Raw genomic sequence first — 18,511 nt, 5'->3', positions numbered from 1 at the left:
CGTGCAGACAGCCGAAACCGAGAGCCTACGCCGGGAAATGGATGCGTACGAGGTTGCGGCCGCGCACCGTGAAGACATCCCCGGAGTCCTCGTTAACCGCGAGTTGCGGCTCGTTGTACCAGTCACCCGCGAGCCCGGAAACCAGCGTGGTCGTGGTCGCGTCAGGGTTCACCCGGGCAAGCACCTCGCTGGTCACGGTCAACACGGCGCCGGCCCGGACCGTGAGGTAGCCGGGCCGCCCGGCCGGTATCCGCCCCGAGCCGACCACCGTGCGAGCGACCGGATCCGCCACCAGCAAGACGCCTTGCGCCGTCACGCCGTAGAGCAGGCCGTGATGGTGCACCAGGCTGACGTACCCGGTCGCCCCGGGCACCGCCTTCCACGTCCACGCCACCTGACGCGTCGTGAGGTCGAACCCGGCCAGCACCGCCTCCTTCGCGACCGGCGGCGCACCGTCCACAGCGATCTCTGTACCGAGGAAGGCGAGATCGCGGTGACTCGCCACCGCCGCGACCGCCTGGCCGGCGACGAGGTCGTCGTACCGGTCGATCGTGCCGGAGCGGACGTCGACCACGGCGAGCGCACCACCGGGTACGCCGTACTCGTTGCGTACGCCGATCAGCAGCAGGCGACCCGGTGGGTGCAGGCGCATCGAGCGAGGCCGGTTGGCCAGGCCGCCGATCTCGCCGATCCTGGCGACCTTCGCGGACTGGTGGTCGTACGCGTCGACCAGCGCGCCCGGATAGATCGCCATCACGGTGCGATCGCGGACCGGCGTCATCGACTTCGCCTCGCCGTCCACCCGCACGCGCCGGCTCGTCTTCCGGCCCAGGTCGTGTACCTGCAAGCCGAAGTTGCCGCCGACGAGCACCTGCCCCGCGCCACCGTCGCCGGAGTAGGACACCGACTGCGGCGGCTCCGGCCCGTTCTGCAGGCCGACGTCGACCAGGTCGACCACGTTCACCTCACCGTCGGCCACGTCGTAGGTCCACCACAGCCCCGCGCCGGACGCACCGTGCACGACGCCGTCCCGGACGAACACTCCGCGCGTCTCCTCCGCGGCAACCGGGACAGCGAGCCGGGTCAGCGTCCCGTTGTCCAGCCGGTATGCGTACAGGGCACCGCTCGGGCGAGCGGTGAAGTACGCCGTGTGGCCGTCGATGGTGATCGCGTCGATCGTACGTTCGCCGGTGATGACGGTCCTGTTGTTCGCGGGGTTGGTGCGGTCGATCACGGCGAGCTGGCCGTGGGGCTCGGTGCCGGCGACCACGTGATCGGAGCTCACCGCGACGTCGTAGACGAACGACTCACTGTGCAGCGACGCCGGCAGGATGTCGGTCCGGGCGCCGGACACCGGGTCGATCGCCACCAGCCGGGCCGACGTGCCGGTACCGGCGTACACCGTGCCGTCCGGGCCGGCCGCGACACAGCGGACGTACTGCAGCCCCGGCACCGCCTGACCGAGATCGCGGATGACGGGACCACCGGACCCAGTGGGATCGATCTCGTACACCTTCCCGCCCGGAAACGTCCCGGCATAGATCTTTCCGGCCGGCGAGGCCGTCAGGTCGAAGGCGAACTGTTCGTTGCCCAGGCGGCCAAGGCGTTCGACGGCGCCGGTGGCGAGGTTCAGCCGGTGGATGTCCGCGACGGAGTACATCCCCGCGTAGACGAACCCGCCGACCGACACCGTGCCCCAGCCGCCGAGCCCGGTCGTCAACTCGTGGTTGGCAACCACCCTCCCGGTGTCCAGGTCGTACTCGGCCAGGATCGGCGGCTCGAGTCCACGGGTCACCACGAAGCCGCTGTCACCGGCGACCGTGGCCCCGACGATCGGCGCGCCCAGCACCGCCGGTCCGAGGTCGGTGACGGTCGGCGCGGCCCCCGAAGCGGGGGCCGAAGTACGGTCCGAAGCAGCGTCGGCCGTCGTCGCACCCGACGCATACGCGGGCGTCATGCCGGCCGGAAGCGTCGTCGCGACCGCCCCTACACCGGCCACGCCGGCCGCGCCGAGCAGGCGACGCCTGGTGATGCCGTCGTTGTTGCGTTCGGGATGGGTCATCGGTTGCCTTCCAGTCCGATCCGAACCAGGTTGCGTCCGCGCAGCGCGTACAGCGCGGAGCCGTCGGGTGCGGCGGCGATCATGGCGCCGCTGTAGCTTTCGGTGTGCAGGTCGTCCACCACCGTCGTGGCCGTGAGGGTGGACCGGTCGACCCGGAAGACGTGGCGGGTGTCGGCTCCGTAGATGGTCCGCCCGACCAACACCAGTGCCGGTGCACCGTCCGCGACCTGCGCGGTCCGCAGCACCTGTCGCCGGCGCGGGTCGTACTCGAACATCAGCCCGGTCTCCGTCACGCCGTACACCCGGTCGCCGGTGGCCACCAGGTCGACTATCTCCTTGGCTCCGGGAACGGGTACCAGCTCGTACGTCACCGTGCGGGTGGCCAGGTCGAAGGCGGCCAGTTTCGCCTCGGGCGCCCGCGGCGTGGTGCCCAGTCCGTTGCGGATACTGCTGCCGAGGAAGACCGTTCCGTTCTTGATCGCCACCGACCGCACCGACTGGTCGGGGACGATGTCGCGGTACACCGACAGATGCCCGACGCCGGGATCGTAGAGACCGAGCGCGCCGCCGTACCTGCCGTACTCCGGTTGGGTTCCGACCGCGAGCAACCCGTCGCTCGGCGAGTACGCCGCGTCCAGTGGCCGGGTCTGGTCGTTGCCGAGCGTGGCAACCCGGACCGGCTCGCCGCCGGGCGACATCCGGAACAGGTAGGCCAGCGTGTAGACCGACAGCCACAGCTCTCCTCGTACCGGCGTCATCGCCTTCGCCTCACCGGGCAGGAACACCCGGCTCGACGTCCCCGCCGCGAGGTCGTGCACCTGAACCCCGGCCTTGCCGCTGACGTAGACGCGGGGCCCGTCGGTGGCGATCGCCATCGCGAGTTCGGGTGCCGGCGGCATGCCTGCCTGAGTGATGTCGACGCCGTCGTACTCCCCCGTGTCGAGGTCATAGCTCACCACGTTGCTGGTGAGGATGCCGCGCAGCGTCCGTCCGTCGATGATGATCCGGCCGAAGTACGCGCCGTCGTAGGGAACCAGCAGCGAGGTGAGCGTGCCGGTGTCCCGGTCGTACTTGTAGAGCGTGCCGGACGGGCGGGTTCCGAAGTAGACGTCGTTGTTCGCCGCGTCGATGCTGATGGCGGTGATGTAGGAGTCGTTCGGCGCCTGGACGACCTCGTAACGCGTCGGATCGGCGGTGTCGATCAGCAGCATCGTTCCGGTCGCCGACAGCCCGGCCGCGAGTACGCCGTCCTCCAGGGCGAGGGTCGCGACGAACGTACGGTCGGCGAACTCCGCGGGCAGGATGTCCTTGCCGGCACCGGTGGCACGGTCGATGGCCATCAGGTGCGCGTGCGACCCCACGCCGGCGTAGATCGTGGTGTCGTCGACGGCGATGCTGCGGACGTACTGCTCACCCGCCACCACCGTCCCGTAGTCGCGCTTCGCGCCGGTCGCGGGGTCGTACTCGAAGACCCGGCCGCGCGGGTACGTCCCGCCGTAGACCTTGCCGTCCGGGGAGGTGTCCAGCGCCCAGATGAAGTCGTCCGGGCCGACGTCCGCCACCTTCTGCACCGACGTGCCGGTGGTGTCGACCCGGTAGAGGTCCCCCGGTGCGTACGTACCGACGTAGAGGTCGGTGCCCACGGCGGTCGTCGCCCACGCGCCCTGCCCCGTCGGCAAGGTGTATCGCTGGGTGACCCGCTTCTGCGCCGGGTCGTACGCACCGACGACGGTCGGGCTGACCCCGCCGGTGTTGACGTAGATGCGGTCGCCGATCGGCTCGGAGCCGTTGAGGACGGTGACCGAGGACGCCGGGCCCAGGTCGGTGACCGGGGCGGCCGCACTCTCTTTCTCGGCCACACCTCGCGCCGAGCCAGGCGCGACGGCCGGAAACGCTGCTGCGACGGTGAGTGCGACGGCGGCGGTGGCGGCAGCAGCGGACACGATCGCGGAACCTGGCATGGCGTGCCTCCCGCGGGCTCGGGGCGGACGAACGTCGAAGTCTGCCGGTGCGATGTTTCGGTCCGGACTGTATTTAACGACCAGTGCGGATGACAGCCGTCGGCCGATCCGCGTCCGCGTTCGGTCGCCGCGGCTCCCCGGGAACGAATCAGGCGTCGCGGCCAGGCGCAGCGGGGGGTTCGAGGACGAGGCCGAGGTTCTTCGGCCCTCGGAAGTCCAGTCGTACGGTCTCGCAGCGGCCACCGAGGCCGCGGTGGTGCGCGGCGACCGCGGCGAGGAGCTCGGCCTGGCCCAGCCGGTGGGAGCGATCCCAGAAGTTGCAGCAGGGCACCACCAGGACCGGACGGGTGACGGCTGAGTCGACAACCTCCCGCAGCGCCTCGTCCGGATGCAGGCCGACCACGACGTCGTAGAAGTCGGCCATCGCCGCGGAGTACTCCTCCGCCCGGCCGGGCACACCCTTCAGCGTCCAGCCGCGCGGGTCCACCACCTCGCACTCCATGCCGTACCGCTTGCGCAGCAGCCGCGCCAGCATGCCCTGGCCACCGGCCACGTCCGCGACGTACTTCGCCGTCGGGAACCGCTCACCGACGTACGCCGCGACCACCTCGAAGCGGGCCGGGTCGCCGTGGAAACGATGCCGGCTCACGGCTCCCTCCTGCGCCGCGGCGGCGCCGGAGCGGTCCGCGGGTCGGCGGTGGCAGGCGTCATCGGCATCCTTCCCGTGAACTCGCTGTCAGGGCTGTCAGGTGATCGCTATTGAACCGCTCCACCGGATCAGGTTCCATGCGGCGGGGCGGTCCGAAACGTCCGGTTGACACTCCGGGCACCGCCTCCGGCGAACGTCTGTTCGAAGCATCGGGTAGGGTCGGAGACGTGACCGCGGCGTTCCAGGGCTCCCTGCTGGACTACGCCGACGAGCCGGGCCTGGCCGAGCTCGCCGGCGCCGTCCGCCGGGTGCCGCTCAGCTATGGAGCATGGATCGACCTTCGGCCCGGGTGGGTGCGCGGCTCCGACCAGCTGTTCGAGCGGCTGTGTGAGACGGTCCCGTGGTACGCCGAGAAGCGGCAGATGTACGACCGGGTGGTCGACGTCCCGCGGCTGCTGTGCTTCTACGACGAGGACGCGCCCCTTCCCCACCCACTGCTCGACGAGGCGAAGGCCGCCCTGGACGCCCACTACGCCGAGGAGCTGGGCGAGCCCTTCCGTACCGCCGGACTGTGCCTTTACCGCGACGGCAGCGACAGCGTGGCCTGGCACGGTGACCGGATCGGTCGCGGCCGCACCGACGACACCATGGTCGCGATCATCTCTCTCGGCGCCCCGCGTTCCCTGCTGCTGCGACCGCGCGGCGGCGGAGAGACGATCCGTCATCCGCTCGGCCACGGCGACCTGATCGTGATGGGTGGCTCCTGCCAGCGCACCTGGGAGCACTGCGTGCCCAAGACCAAGGGAGTGGTCGGGCCGCGGATCAGCATCCAGTTCCGTCCGCACGGGGTGCGCTGAGCCCTGGCCCGCCTCACACCCGGCCCGAGGAGCGAGACAGGGCAGACCATGCCCGGACAGCTCGGCCACCGCCCGCCCGCCTTCGTGGTTGGCTGACGGGCATGCACATCGATCTGAGTGGACGTGTCGCCGTGGTGACCGGCGCCGGGCGCGGGATCGGCCGCGCGCTGGTGCGCCGGCTGGCCGCCGAAGGGGTCACCACCGTGGCGCTGGACGTCCACCCCGACGAGCTGGACGCCTTGGGCGCCGAGCTCGGCTCCGAGAGCGGCGTACCCGCGAGTCAGTTCGTCTGCGACGTCACCGACCTCGCCCGCATCCAGGAGGTCGTCGAGGAGACCGTACGCCGGCACGGCCGCATCGACATCCTGGTCAACAACGCCGGCATCGTCGCGGGCGGGCCCGTCGACGTGCTGTCGGAGGAGAGCTGGCGCCGCTGCCAGGACGTCAACCTCACCGGAACGTTCCTGATGTGCAAGGCCGTCGTCCCGGTGATGAAGGAGCAGCGTTCCGGCCGCATCATCAACGTCTCGTCGTTCGCCGCGATCGTCCCCACCGCGGGCGGCTCGGCGTACGCCTCGGCGAAGGCGGCGGTCGCGCACTTCACCCGGGCGCTCGCCGGCGAGCTGGGCCCGTGGAACATCACCGCGAACGCCTACGCCCCGGGCATGGTGCCCACGCAGATGAACCACTTCGCCGAACGCTCACCGGAGGAACAGGACAGGCTGTTGGACCTGCTCACGATCCGCCGGTGGGGTACGCCGGACGACATCGCCAACCTGGTCTGCTTCCTCGCCTCCGACCAGGCCGGCTACGTGACCGGAACCCTGATCGACGTCAGCGGCGGCAAGCTCGCCACCCAGATGCCCCGCGCCGCCTACGACCGGGCGGCCCACGCGACCTGAGCGGCCACTCAGGCCTTCAGGTGCTCGCGGAGCATCGTCGCCGCCTGGGCGACCGCGGCCCGGGCCGCGCCGGTCTCGCGGAGCGCGTCCAGCAGCACGAAGTCGTGGATCGTCCCGGCGTAGCGTGCGGCTGTCGTGGGCACGCCGGCCCTCCGCAACTTGACGGCGAACGCCTCGCCCTCGTCGCGGAGCACGTCCGCCTCCGCGGTGATCACCAGCGCGGGCGGCAGGTCACGAAGATCGTCCAGGCGGGCACGCAGCGGGGACACCGTGATCAGCGAGCGTTCCTCCTCGTCGGTGGTGTACTGGTCCCAGGCCCACCGCATCGCGTCCCTGCGCAGGAAGTATCCCTCGGCGAACTCCTGGTAGGAGGCGCTGTCGCACGCCGCGTCGGTCACGGGGTAGAACTCGACCTGCGCGACGAAGCGCACGTCACCGCGCTGTTTCGCCAACAGGGTAAGGGCGATCGCCAGGTTTCCGCCCACGGAGTCACCGGCCACCGCGATGTGGGAGGAGTCCAGCCCCTGGAGCGCCCCCTGCGCGCACACCCACTGCGCCGCCGCGTAGCACTGCTCCAGCGCGACCGGGTAACGCGCCTCGGGTGCTCTGTCGTACTCCGGAAACACCACCGCGGCGTTCGCCTGCGTGGCGAGTTCGCGGACCAGCCGGTCGTGCGTGTGGGCGTTGCCGAACACCCAGCCGGAACCGTGCACGTAGACGATGACCGGCAGCAGGCCCCGCGCCCTCGGCGGACGGACGATCCGCACCCGAACCGACCCGGTGGGCCCGCCCGGCACGGTCACCCACTGGTCGAACACCTCGGGCTTGTCGACGTCCCCGGACTGGACGTCGTCCACCACGGCCCGCCCCTCCTCAGGCGGCAGATCGTGGAGATAGGGCGGTGCGTCGGTCGCCTCGGCGAACGCCTGCGCGGCCGGGTTGAGTGCGATACCTCGCGGGTTCGCCGTCATGGGCTGCTCCTGAGACCGAAACCGACGACTCGGAACGTACGACTCACAACGTACGACGAGAACGCACCGATTCGAACGCCAACCGGAACTCCAGCAAGACTTTCCTGCCCGGTGAGCTACTTGAGGGCACCCCTCGTCAGCCCGGCCACGAACTGCTTCTGGAAGAAGATGAACACCAGGATCACCGGCAGCGACGCAAGAAGCGCACCGGACAGCAACATTCCGTAGCGGAAGTCGTACGGTCCGATCAACGAGGAGATCCCGAGGTTCATGACGAACATCTTCGGGTCGGTGGTGATGATGAGCGGCCAGAAGTAGTCGTTCCACAGGCCGAGGAACGTCAGGATGCCGAGCACGGCCAGGCCGGGACGGACCAGCGGTACGACGATCCGCCACCAGATGCCGAACTCGCTCGCGCCGTCCACCCGGGCGGCGTCGAGCAGCTCGTTCGGGATCGACAGGGTGTACTGCCGCATCAGGATGATGCCGAACGCCGTGACCGCACGCGGGATGATCAGGCCCTCGTAGGTGTTGAACCAGTCCAGCGTTCGCATGATCTGGAACTGCGGCACCAGCAGCACCTGGCTGGGCAGCAGGATGGTGGCCAGCATCATGAACAGCAGGGGGTTCTTGAACCTGAAGTCGTGCTTGGCGAACGCGTAGCCCGCAAGCGACGCGAGCATCACCGCGAGGAACGTGCCCACCACCGCGACGATCGCGGTGTTGAGCATCCACCGGGCGACCGGGAAGCCCTGGAACAGCTGCGTCATGTTGGTGAACGTCCAGGTCCGCGGCCACAGAGTGAGCGGGACGCCGAAGATCTCCGCGTTGTTCTTGAACGCGCTGAACGCCATGTAGAGGTAGGGCAACACCTCGACCAGGACGCCGACCAGCAGCAGGACGTTGACGACGACGAACGAGATGGCCGGCCAGCGTCGCCTCGTCCCCACCGCCGGGGCGGTCTCGACGTAAGTCCGCGCGGACACCTTGTGAATGACTGCCACTTACTCCACCTCACTCGCCGGGCGCGGACCTGCCGCGGAAGACCTTGATGTTGACCAACGACACGATCAGCAGGAAGAACGTCATCACGTAGGCGATCGCACTCGCGTAGCCGACGTTGAAGAACTGGAAGCCCTGGTTGTAGATGTAGAGCGTCACCGTGAGCGACGCGTCCGACGGCCCACCGTTGGTCAGCAGGAACGGCAGGGCGAACAGGTTGTACGAGCCGATGATCGCCTGCAGGACCACGAACAACGCGATCGGCTTCAGCAGCGGCAGGGTGATGTGACGGAACGCCTGCCAACTGCTGGCCCCGTCGATCGAGGCCGCCTCGTAGAGGTCGTCGTCGATGCCGTTGAGGCCGGCCATCCAGTACAACGCGTTGATGCCGGTCCAGGTCCACACACCGATCAGCACGATGGCGAGCATCACCAGCTTCGGGTCGGTCAGCCAGGCGAACGGCCCGACGCCGAACCATCCGAGCGCAGTGTTGAGCAGACCGAACTGATCGTCCAGGATCCGGGCGGCGATCACGGTGATGACCACCTCCGAGGTCAGCACCGGGAAGAAGAACGCGGTCCGGTAGAACGTCTTCCAGCGCACCGACCGGGAGTTGATGGCCAGTGCGATCAGCAGGGACAGGCCGCCGATCAGGACCACGCTGCCGAGCGCGTAGATGGTGGTGTTGCGCAGCGCCATCAGGAACCGCGGGTCGGACATCAAGTGGATGTAGTTGCCCAGTCCCACGAACGTCCGGTGCTCGAACCCGAAGCCCTTGGTGAAGCTCAGGATGAACGAGTAGACGATCGGATACAGGCCGAACACCAGGAACAGCAGAAAGAACGGCGCGATGAACAGATAGGGCGCCACCTTCCTCTGTCGTCGCCACCACCACGTCCGCGCCGGGGCCAGCGGTCGGGACACGCGCGCACTCAATGTCGACGTCGCCATCAGGCAACCTCTCCTTCCCTCGGCCCTACGCCGTCACGAAGCTGATGGTGTCCGCCGACTCCCGTTGCGCCGCGGTCAGCGCCGACCGCGGCGACATGCGCAGGTTCTGCATCGGCGGGGTGAGGCCCACCCGCACGAAGGTGCTGGTGGTCTCCGGCCAGTACGGCGACATGTACGCGGTGGGAATCTCCGGTGAGACCTGGTGGATCAAGGCGCCCACCCGCTGGTTGTCGAAGAACGGCAGCGGCTGGGACAGCCGCTTGTCGGCGAACGCGGGCTTGTAGGTCGGCCACACCTGCCGGATCTCGAAGTCGTCCAGCAGCGCCCGCGCCGACGTGTGCGCGAACAACACGAAGTCGCGGGCCTCTTCGGCGTACTTGCCGGTCTTGAGCACCGTCACGCCGGTGCCGCCCCAGGTCGCGGTGCGCGCGCCGCTGTCCGCCTCCCACCGCGGGAACGGCATCAGGTGCCACTTGCCCTTGGTCTCCGGGATGTTCTGCTGGACGTACCCGCTGAACTGCCAGGACGGGCCGATCAGCGAGGCGATCTTGCCCTGCGACAGCGCGACGTTGTAGGACTGACCCGTCGGTCGGAGGGTCGACCACCCGGCCTTCATCGCGTTCTGCATCCACGTCAGCGTGCGGACGCCCTCGGGGGTGTCCAAGGCCGGATGGCCGTTCGGGTGGAAGAAGCCACCGCGTTGCTGCAGCGTCTGCATCCACCACTGGCTCCAGTCGAGGTAGGCCTGGTCGATCAGGTAGCTGCCGGTGTCACGGTGGAAGCGCTTCGCCTCCTCGGCGAAGTGCTCCCAGGTGGAGATGTTGGTGTCGACCTTCGCCTTCTTCCACACGTCCCAGCGGTAGCTGAGCAGGCAGGCGTTCAGTTCGTTGCCGATGCCGTACGTACGGCCGCGCCAGGTCCAGGGGTCGGTCGCGGACGGATGGTAGAGGTTGTCCCATTCACCCATCTGCTTGAGCTTTGCCGCCAGATCGACAAAAAGAACGTCCCCCTTGATGTAACGGGGGAACTGACTGATTTCGACGTCGGCCATGTCCGGGCCGCCGGATCCGGCCTGGGCGGTAATGAGCAACTGGTCGTGCATCTGCGTGAACGGCAGGATGAGCCAGTTGATCTCGAAGTCCGGATTCTTCTCTTTCTTGTACAGCTCGAACGCTTTCTTCTGCCAGGCGATCCGCGAGTCGGTAAATGCCCAGAAATTAAGGGTCTTCTTCACCCCGCGATTGAAGTTCGGCGCCTGGCCACAGCTACCCAGAACCGACCCGCCGGCGACCGCAGCTCCCGCCGCCAAGGCCCCCTTGAGCAGCGACCTTCTGGTCACAGACGCCATCTTCACCAGCCCTTCGAAAGCATCGAACCGCCGACAAACACGTTTATAGGGCAGTTCGTTTTCCTACTGACGACAATTCGGTTGGCGCGACACACACGATTCCCCCGCCGGAGGCGTTGAGCGTACGACGGGAGTCAATACACGGGGAAGCGGGGTGGCCAGCTTCGGACAGCATTGGCTTCAAATTATGAGGCGGAATTAGGGACTGAATTTTCAAGTGCTGAGCGCTCAACAAAAAGCTGGCCCATTTCGCGTTATTTCGAGTAGGAGTGCACCGCCCTTCCCGGGTGCGAAGGACACGGCCGACCCCGGGCACGCGGCGCACGGGCCGTGGACGGGTCGCGGGCGCCTGCACTAGCGTCCAAGGTCATGCCACACGGATCAGGCAAGCCAGGCAACACCAGCCCGTACGAGATGTTCCGCACCCTCGCCGACCACAACCACCCGAAACACGGCTACCGGCCGGGAGAGGACGTCGCCGCCTGGCGGGCACGCGCCCTGCCGGACGTGCTGGCCACGCTCGGCCTCCCGCCCGCCGCGCCGTCCGAGCGGCGTGCGGACCTGGTGGCGGAGTGGCAGGACGGCACGGTGCTCACCCAGCGCTGGCTGCTGTCGGTGAGCGAGGACCTCGACGCCTACGCCTACGTCAACCGGCCGGCCGACCTGGCGCCGGGTGAACGACGTCCGGCGCTGCTGTGCTGGCACGGCCACTCCGCGGGTGGCAAGGAGGTCATCATGGGAAACGCCTCCTCCCCCGAGTACCGCGACGCCGACCTGGACACCCACACCTCCTACGGCCGCCGGATGGCCGAGGACGGGTTCGTCACCTTCGGAATCGACTGGATGGGGTACGGCGACCAGGACGACCGCCGCAAACCGCACCACCACGACGTGGCCGGCAACCGGGACTGGTGCAACCTCTACTACCTGCAGGCGACGATGCTCGGCATGACTCCGCTCGGCATCAACCTCGCCCACGGGCGGAGCCTGGTCGACCACGCGGTCACCCTGCCGTTCGTGGATGCCGACCGGCTGGGCGTGATGGGCCTGTCCGGCGGCGGCACGATGACGTTGTGGAGCGCGCTCACCGACGAGCGGCTGCGCGCGGCCGAGATCATCTGCTACAGCGACCTGTTCGCCGTCTTCGGGTTCCGCGACCTCAACTACTGCGGCTCCCAGATCACCCCCGGCCTGTTCACCCTGGTCGACCTGCCGGACCTGCAAGGGCTGCTTGCGCCGCGTCCACTGCTGGTCGACGTCGGAGCCTACGACGAGTGTTTCCGGCTGGAGTCGGCGATGGCCTGTCACGAGCGGGTTCGCGAGATCTACCGCGCGGCGGACGCAGGCGACCACCTCGAGCTCGACCTGTTCCCCGGCGGGCACGGCTGGGGCGGCAACCGGTCCGTGGCGTTCTTCTCCCGGCACCTCGGGCTCGGCCGATGAGCCGCACACCGGCGGGACGGCGTACCCGATATGCGCTCTGCGGACTGTCCAACCGCGGACTGTCGCTGTTCGCGCTACCCCTGCTCGGTCTGGACGCCACGGGTACGCGGCCCGCCGAGCACGCCGACCCGGCCGAGCCGGCTGGGCCGTCCGAGCTGTCGGAACTGCCCGAACACGGCGAGCTGGTGGCGATCCTCGACGTGGACGCCGACCGCGTACGCGCGTTCGGCGACCTGACCTCCACCGACGTCCCGTTCTACGCTCCGGCCGAGTTCGACCGGATGGTGGACGAGGTGGGCCCGGACGTCGTGCTCGTCACCTCCCCCGACGCCACCCACGCCGTCTACGCGATCGCCGCGCTGCGCCGCGACCGCGACGTCATCACCGAGAAGCCGATGGCGGCCACCTGTGCGCAGGTTCGCGAGATGCTCGCCGCCGAACGCGCCAGCCGCGGATCGATCAGGGTGGCGCACAACCTGCGTTACACCGAACGCAACCGTCAGCTGAAGCGGATGCTGCTCGACGGTGCCGTGGGCAGGGTGACCAGCGTCGAGCTGACCTGGAGCGTGGACACCTACCACGGTTCGAGCTACTTCCACCGGTGGAACCGCGAACGCCGGATCTCTGGTGGGCTGTCGATCCACAAGGCCTGCCACCACTTCGACATGGTCAACTGGCTGGTCGGCGACGTGCCGGAGCAGGTGTTCGCCTACGGCGCGCTCAACTACTACGGGCCCGGCAGCCCGCACCGTCCGGAGACGGGCGAGGGCGACGACCCGCGCCGGGACTGTCCGTACCACCAACGCTGGCTGGCAGACGGCGACGTGCCCGAGGACGACCACCTGAAGCCGCGCACCGGCCTGGGCGGCCTTCCGTACACCGTGCAGTACCCACCCGGCACGCGGAACTGGATCTACGACGAGGCCATCGACATCGAGGACACCTATTCCGCGGTCGTTCGCTACCGCTCGGGTGCGAGCCTGAGCTACTCGGTGCTGTTCTCCGGCGCCTGGGAGGGTTACCGGCTGGCGATCAACGGCACGCACGGGCGGCTGGAGGCGTGCAGCGTGGACTTCCGTGACGGGAAGGGCGAAACGCCGGAGTCCGGGCAGATCGTGCACCACCCGATGTTCGGGCAGGCGCGGCGTCACGACATCGCCGGTGGCGAGGGTGGGCACGGCGGGGCGGACCCGCTGATCCGGCGGGACCTGCTGCTCGGCCCGTCGCAGGAGTCGCTGGACCTGCGCATACCGGCCGACAGCCGCGAGGGTGCGCTGGCGGTGGCGATGGGCGAGGCGGTCTGGCGTTCGGTGGCCGACAACCGTCCGTACTCCATCGACGAGCTACTGGACCACAGCGCACCGACGTAGGCGAGAGGACGGGGAGGTACGGCGATGGTGAGCGACGTGGCGGCGGGGCGACAGGTGAGCGAGCAGGCCGGGCGCGACGGGTTCTTCCTGGTGGAGGGTCTGGTCGGCGCCGACGACTGTGCGCGTTACGCCGCTCGCCTCAGCGAGTACGCCGGCGGCCGACTGGCGGCTCCGGACGGCATCCGACTGCAGCGGGAGCCCGCGCTCGACCGGTCCGGCGAAGTACGCCCCGACGGCGGGGACATCCGCAAGGTGGACGGGCTGTTCCACGACGAGCTGCTGCACGGGCTGATCACCAGCGAGAAGGTGCTGCGGTTCGTCCGGTCGCTCGTCGGTGAACCGCCGCGGCTGTTCCGCGCCACCGCGCTGATGAAACCGGCGGCGGTCGGCTCGGAGAAGGGTCAGCACCAGGACTCGCCGTACTGGCCGATCGAGCCGATGTCGCTGTGGTCGTGCTGGATCCCGTTCGACGACGCCACCATGGACAACGGCTGCCTGACGGTCATCCCCGGCAGTCACCGGCACGGCGCGTTGCCGCACGTGCAGACGTGAGACGACTTCGTCGTACCGGCCGAGCACTACGACCCGTCCGCGCTGGTGCCGGTACCGATGAGACGCGGTTCGGCGTTGTTCTTCCACAGCCTGTTGCTGCACGGGAGCGCGGCGAACACGTCAGGGAATCCGCGCCGCGCGGTGACCATGAGCTATCTGGGGCCGGGTCACCGCTACACCGGCATGCCGCCGGCGCCGGAGTACCCCGTCGTCGACGCCTGACGCCCCACCGCCACTCGGTAGAGTCGGGCGGCGGCGAGGCGAGGAGCGATGCCCGGTGATCGAGGAGCGGCAGGAGTGGCGGGAACTGCTGGAGGCGGACGCCGCCGGCTACGCACGGGTGGCGATGGACAACATCGACCGCGAGTTCCCGTACGCCGTCCCGCACACGATGCAGGAGCCGGGTGACTTCCCCCACCGGCCGCGAGCACAGCACCCGGTCTTCTACGGCAGCTACGACTGGCACTCGTGCGTGGAGATGTACTGGCTGCTGGTGCGCCTGCTCGCAACGGCCGGCCGCGGCGTCCCCGTCGGCGCGCTACCGGAGGCGGAGATCCGGTCCCTCCTCGACAGCCACCTCAGCGCCGACGGCCTGGCCGCCGAGGCCGCGTTCATGGTCGACCGGGTCGGAGGTCGCCGCGAGCGCCCCTACGGGTGGGGGTGGGCACTCCGCCTTGCTCACGAGCTCGCGAGCTGGGACGACCCGGACGCCCGGCGGTGGTCACAACGGTTCACACCGTTGGCCGAAACCCTGACCGGGAACTTCCTCCGGTGGCTACCCAACGCGACCTATCCGGTGCGGTACGGCATCCACTCGAACAGCGCCTTCGCCGTGTCCCTGTCACTTCCGTACGCCCGGATGCGTGCCGTTGACGGCGCCCCTGACCTGCTGGACGCACTCGTAACGGCCACGCACCGGTGGTTCGGCGACGACCGCGACTACCCCGGCGCGTGGGAGCCATCCGGCAGCGACTTCCTGTCACCGGCGCTGACCGAGGCCGAACTCATGGCCCAGCTGATGCCGGCGGAGGAGTTTCCGAACTGGCTCGAACGGTTCCTGCCCGGACTCGCCGACGCAAGCCCGGCGGCCCTGTTCACCCCTGCGGTCGTGTCGGACGACAGCGACGGCCAGATCGCGCACCTGCACGGCCTGAACGCGAGCCGCGCGTGGTGCTGGCGCCGGATCGCCGAGTCCCTTCCCGGGGACGACCCTCGGGTGGACGCCGCTCTCACGGCGATGCGGCGTCATGCCGACGTCGCGTTGCCGCATGTCGCGGGGAGCGACTACATGGTCGAGCACTGGCTCGCGGCCTATGCCGTCCTCCTGCTCACCTGAACGCCCCCACACTCGTCAGTCGAGGTAGGCGACGTCGTCGACCTGGAACCTCGCGCTCCAGGGCGTGTCCGACCCGATCGCCCGGAAGCCGACCTCGAGCCTGGTCACCTTGTTGCGCTGGGCCCAGTCGCCGACGTCGACCCGAAGTTCGTTCCACCTGTCCGGTGTGAAGGTGCTCACTGTCGTCGACCGGCGTTCGGACCCGCTGACCACAGTCAGCGTCGCCTCGTAGCCGGTCGCTCCGGGCGCACCCCCGTAGGAGTCCACCCAGGCGACGACGCTCTTCGCGCCGGACAGGTCCAGCGGGGAGGTCAGGTCGACGGCGACGGTTCTGCGTGCCGAGGCCGGCGCCGCAGCTCCGGTTGCTTCCAGCGCACCGGATCCACCGTGTGGAGACCCGGGCCCGTTGGCGAAGCTGCCCACGCGAGCCACCGACGTGACGTTCTCCCCCGCGACCCAGCCTTGAACACCGTCGTCGAAGGTGAACAGCGACGTGGGCGTGGCAGGTGGCACCGTGAACTCCACCGGAAGCACCAGTCCCTCGTACGCCGCGCAGATCACCGGGTGGTCGGGGTCGGCCGGGTCGAAAGCCGTCACGGTGGTGTCGAACGTCTCGCCTGCGCCGGTCCCGATGCCGCCGACGTCCAGCGTTTCCGGCGTGACCGACACACCGCCACAGGGCTGCAAGGCCAGCTTGCCTGCCAGCGGCCGTACATCGTTGTTGGTCACCGTCACCGACAGCTTCGACCCGACAGGGTGGTGCTCGGCGAGCGTCGCCGAGACGTCGATGTTCGGGACCGCCCCTGCCGGCGCGACCTCGCCGGACAACGCGACGTAGTCCAGGTCGAAGCTGCCGCGCCAGTCGTCGTCGGTGGATCCGCGTACCCAGACCTTCACCCGGGCGAGCTGGGATCTCGGCTGCCAACCGGACAGGTCCAGGGACAGAACGTTCCAGCCCCGATCGGGATCCAGCCTGGCCAGCCCGTACGCCACCTGCCCGTCGCCCGCGTACGCACGAACCTTGGCGTAGAAGGCGTTGCCGGGCTTGAACTCCCCCGCCGCCGGCTTCGGCACCCGCACGGCGAGACTCAGCCGCGGCGTCGCGTCCGCGTTCACCGGCTTGGGGAGTACCACGTCCGCGCCCTTCCACGTCTTGGCATCGCGAGACCAGGCCGGCAGGGCTGCGGCGTCGAACCGCACCCGCAGCGCCCGCCGGCCGTGGTAGCCGCCGGCCACCGTCTGTACAGTTGCCGCGTTGTCGGAGACCCGCCAGCCGTCGAGACCCGTCTCGAAGTCGGCGAGGACGTCTGGCCGTACCGGCCTTGCTCCGTTCCTGGTACCGACCTGGGTGGGCGGTGTTCGCTCGGCGAGCTTGCCCGGATCGAAGCCGGGGATGACGTCTGCCCAGTCGCGAATTCCGATCACGGCCTTCGCGAAGTCGGTGACCTCCAGTGACCGCGCGGTGTCGATGCCGGTGAACACGTCGTAGCTGAGCTTGTGCCGACCCGGCATCGCCGCTTCGGACCGCTGGTCGTCCCAGGTCCACAGGCCCAGCCGAAGCCCGCCCTCCTGCTGGTGGTCGACATGCCGGTGGAGTATGAACGCGTCGATGCCGTCCAGGAAGCGGATCTTGTAGTAGGCGTACGCATAACAGGCGGCCTGCAGGCGTTCGGCGTCTGCTGTGTCGCCGGGGGTGTTGCAGCCCTGCTCGGACAGGATGATCCGCCGCTTCGAACCCGCATAGGTCAGGTCGTCCTGGGCGAGGTAGTCCGGCAGCACCTCGATGTTCTTGAACGTGATCTGCTGCGTGTCGAAGCCGGGCGTCGCCGCCTGGTCGTTCCAGAACGCCGGGTCGAACAGGTCCTGCGGATACGGGTGGTAGGCCACGTTCCAGCCGACGTCACCGGTGCGCTTGGTGAGCGCGTTCAACTGGTCGATCACGTCCTTGCCCGCGTAGAACCTCGTCGGGTTGGCAGGGTCGGGATTGTCCCCGCACACAGTGGTCCAGCAGTGGGTGAGCGAGATGTAGGTGCGGGCGCCGGCCCAGAACTTCTGCGTCGCCTGCCAGGCGATTCGCACCGCCCGGGCGTAGGTGGTGAGGAACTCGCCCAACGGCTTGTCACCGGAGTTCGCCCACACCCACTGCGCGTCGACCTCGTTCCCGACGATGTAGCCGACGGCTCGTCCGTGCGCCTGGTCCGCGCGGGTGTAACGGTCGGCGAGGAACTCCATGGCCGCGGTGAAGTACGCCACCCCCTCCGCCGTCCGGGTGTTGAATGCGTAGACCGTGCCGGAGCCCACCGTCGCGTCCGGGTCGTGCAGAACCGGCCAGGCGGAGTTCGGGTCGCCGCTCCGGTAGAGGATCAGGATGAGGTTGACGAGGATGCCGTTGTCCGACAGCGGTTTGATCTGCCCGTCGAGGCGGGCGACCGCGTCCGCGTCGAAGTAGAAGGTCCGGCCGCCGGACTCGAACGACACCACCTTCGAGGGGTCGTCGCCCGGCCCGTTGCGCATCAGTTCGTTGAACGCCACGTTGATCCCGGCGTGCTGGACGCCGAGCTCCTCCGCGTCGTCGGTCATCTCCACCTGCAGGCCCTTCTTGCTGGCCGCCTTCGGATAGTCGAAGTCACGTGCGGGAGCGAAGTCGAGCCGGTCGACGTACCTCGGGCCGCCCACGACTTTCGCCTCCGCGCCAGAACCGACCACCGCGACGTACTGGTCGTACAGCCGGTCGTGCCCCGCCTGGTCGGTTCGGGGGAACGATGCGTCGAACGCACCACCGGCTCCCGCGGACGTCCGCGCCACCAACTCACCGCCGGTGTAGTCGGCCGCGTCCGCCTCGGCGCCGAGGGCGTAGATCGACACCTGGTCGCCCGCCTCGGTCGCCCTTCCGCTGACCTCCACCGTCGTCTCCTGCGCCGACACCGCCGCGATGCCGTCCGCGTTCGCGTCGGCACTCGCGGACGCGTTCCCCGGCACGGTGACAGCGGGCGATGCGACCGCAGCCGTCGACATACCCGTGGTGACCGCGAGGAGTCCGGCGAGCACGGACGCGAGCGTGAGCAGGCTTCGGTGACGCAACCGCCCGAGCATGACGGACCTCCACT

Annotated in this window: 13 protein-coding genes and 1 pseudogene; 6 read left to right on the top strand and 8 right to left on the bottom strand. The window is 69.0% G+C overall.

Going from position 1 to position 18,511, the window contains the following annotated elements; translation table 11 throughout:
- Positions 1-25 precede the first annotated feature (25 nt).
- From BLU27_RS12640 to BLU27_RS12630, 3 genes are all read right to left on the bottom strand, one after another.
- Complete coding sequence (locus BLU27_RS12640; RefSeq protein ID WP_092653521.1) at positions 26-2,062, bottom strand: SMP-30/gluconolactonase/LRE family protein; 2,037 nt, start codon at positions 2,060-2,062, stop codon at positions 26-28.
- Positions 2,059-4,023 (bottom strand): NHL repeat-containing protein, encoded by a 1,965-nt coding sequence (locus BLU27_RS12635; protein WP_092653519.1) that lies wholly within the window; start codon positions 4,021-4,023, stop codon positions 2,059-2,061. The genes BLU27_RS12640 and BLU27_RS12635 overlap by 4 nt, the downstream gene beginning before the upstream one ends.
- A gap of 148 nt (positions 4,024-4,171) precedes the next feature.
- Positions 4,172-4,672 (bottom strand): hypothetical protein, encoded by a 501-nt coding sequence (locus BLU27_RS12630; protein ID WP_092653517.1) that lies wholly within the window; start codon positions 4,670-4,672, stop codon positions 4,172-4,174.
- A 227-nt stretch (positions 4,673-4,899) separates the two neighbouring features.
- Here BLU27_RS12630 and BLU27_RS12625 point away from each other — a divergent pair, with 227 nt between their 5' ends.
- Positions 4,900-5,529 (top strand): alpha-ketoglutarate-dependent dioxygenase AlkB, encoded by a 630-nt coding sequence (locus BLU27_RS12625; protein WP_092657616.1) that lies wholly within the window; start codon positions 4,900-4,902, stop codon positions 5,527-5,529.
- 101 nt (positions 5,530-5,630) lie between these two features.
- Entirely contained in the window at positions 5,631-6,431 is an 801-nt protein-coding gene (locus BLU27_RS12620) for an SDR family NAD(P)-dependent oxidoreductase (RefSeq protein ID WP_092653515.1), read from the top strand.
- 8 nt (positions 6,432-6,439) lie between these two features.
- Here BLU27_RS12620 and BLU27_RS12615 read toward each other — a convergent pair whose 3' ends face one another.
- The 4 genes from BLU27_RS12615 to BLU27_RS12600 form a co-directional block, all read right to left on the bottom strand.
- Entirely contained in the window at positions 6,440-7,402 is a 963-nt protein-coding gene (locus tag BLU27_RS12615; protein ID WP_092653513.1) for an alpha/beta hydrolase, read from the bottom strand.
- Positions 7,403-7,518: 116 nt separating this feature from the next.
- The gene (locus BLU27_RS12610; protein WP_197681816.1) at positions 7,519-8,406 is read right to left on the bottom strand and encodes a carbohydrate ABC transporter permease; all 888 of its coding nucleotides are present in this window, start codon (positions 8,404-8,406) and stop codon (positions 7,519-7,521) included.
- A 10-nt stretch (positions 8,407-8,416) separates the two neighbouring features.
- Positions 8,417-9,355: a carbohydrate ABC transporter permease gene (locus tag BLU27_RS12605; protein WP_092653511.1), complete on the bottom strand. Its 939-nt coding sequence runs from the start codon at positions 9,353-9,355 to the stop codon at positions 8,417-8,419.
- A gap of 25 nt (positions 9,356-9,380) precedes the next feature.
- Complete coding sequence (locus BLU27_RS12600) at positions 9,381-10,694, bottom strand: ABC transporter substrate-binding protein (protein WP_197681815.1); 1,314 nt, start codon at positions 10,692-10,694, stop codon at positions 9,381-9,383.
- Between the two features lie 378 nt (positions 10,695-11,072).
- On the opposite strand from BLU27_RS12600, the gene BLU27_RS12595 reads away from it, so the two are divergent.
- The 4 genes and pseudogenes from BLU27_RS12595 to BLU27_RS12575 all read left to right on the top strand — a co-directional run bounded on the left by BLU27_RS12595 (position 11,073) and on the right by BLU27_RS12575 (position 15,404).
- On the top strand, positions 11,073-12,146 hold the full coding sequence (locus BLU27_RS12595; RefSeq protein WP_092653509.1) for an alpha/beta hydrolase family protein: 1,074 nt from the start codon (positions 11,073-11,075) through the stop codon (positions 12,144-12,146).
- Positions 12,143-13,516 carry a Gfo/Idh/MocA family protein gene (locus tag BLU27_RS12590; RefSeq protein WP_092653507.1) on the top strand — a complete coding sequence of 458 codons (1,374 nt, stop codon included), beginning with the start codon at positions 12,143-12,145 and terminating at the stop codon, positions 13,514-13,516. Before BLU27_RS12595 ends, BLU27_RS12590 begins: the two co-directional genes overlap by 4 nt.
- A gap of 24 nt (positions 13,517-13,540) precedes the next feature.
- Positions 13,541-14,290 (top strand): annotated as a pseudogene (locus BLU27_RS12585) (phytanoyl-CoA dioxygenase family protein).
- A gap of 55 nt (positions 14,291-14,345) precedes the next feature.
- Positions 14,346-15,404 (top strand): DUF2891 domain-containing protein, encoded by a 1,059-nt coding sequence (locus BLU27_RS12575; protein WP_197681814.1) that lies wholly within the window; start codon positions 14,346-14,348, stop codon positions 15,402-15,404.
- 15 nt (positions 15,405-15,419) lie between these two features.
- On the opposite strand, the gene BLU27_RS12570 is transcribed toward BLU27_RS12575, so the two are convergent.
- On the bottom strand, positions 15,420-18,485 hold the full coding sequence (locus BLU27_RS12570) for a DUF5722 domain-containing protein (protein WP_157728499.1): 3,066 nt from the start codon (positions 18,483-18,485) through the stop codon (positions 15,420-15,422).
- Between the last annotated feature and the right edge of the window lie 26 nt (positions 18,486-18,511).

Origin of the sequence: Actinopolymorpha singaporensis (assembly GCF_900104745.1) — a bacterium.
In the GTDB taxonomy this organism is placed as follows: domain Bacteria; phylum Actinomycetota; class Actinomycetes; order Propionibacteriales; family Actinopolymorphaceae; genus Actinopolymorpha; species Actinopolymorpha singaporensis.
The sequence above is the reverse complement of the archived record's forward strand: the minus strand, read 5'-3'. Positions and strand labels throughout refer to the sequence as shown.

What these genes read in the sequence shown, in the direction of transcription:
- BLU27_RS12640 (WP_092653521.1), bottom strand. Translation starts at nt 2,062, where the DNA reads ATGACCCATCCCGAACGCAACAACGACGGCATCACCAGGCGTCGCCTG.
- BLU27_RS12635 (WP_092653519.1), bottom strand. Translation starts at nt 4,023, where the DNA reads ATGCCAGGTTCCGCGATCGTGTCCGCTGCTGCCGCCACCGCCGCCGTC.
- BLU27_RS12620 (WP_092653515.1), top strand. Translation starts at nt 5,631, where the DNA reads ATGCACATCGATCTGAGTGGACGTGTCGCCGTGGTGACCGGCGCCGGG.
- BLU27_RS12615 (WP_092653513.1), bottom strand. Translation starts at nt 7,402, where the DNA reads ATGACGGCGAACCCGCGAGGTATCGCACTCAACCCGGCCGCGCAGGCG.
- BLU27_RS12605 (WP_092653511.1), bottom strand. Translation starts at nt 9,355, where the DNA reads ATGGCGACGTCGACATTGAGTGCGCGCGTGTCCCGACCGCTGGCCCCG.
- BLU27_RS12595 (WP_092653509.1), top strand. Translation starts at nt 11,073, where the DNA reads ATGCCACACGGATCAGGCAAGCCAGGCAACACCAGCCCGTACGAGATG.
- BLU27_RS12590 (WP_092653507.1), top strand. Translation starts at nt 12,143, where the DNA reads ATGAGCCGCACACCGGCGGGACGGCGTACCCGATATGCGCTCTGCGGA.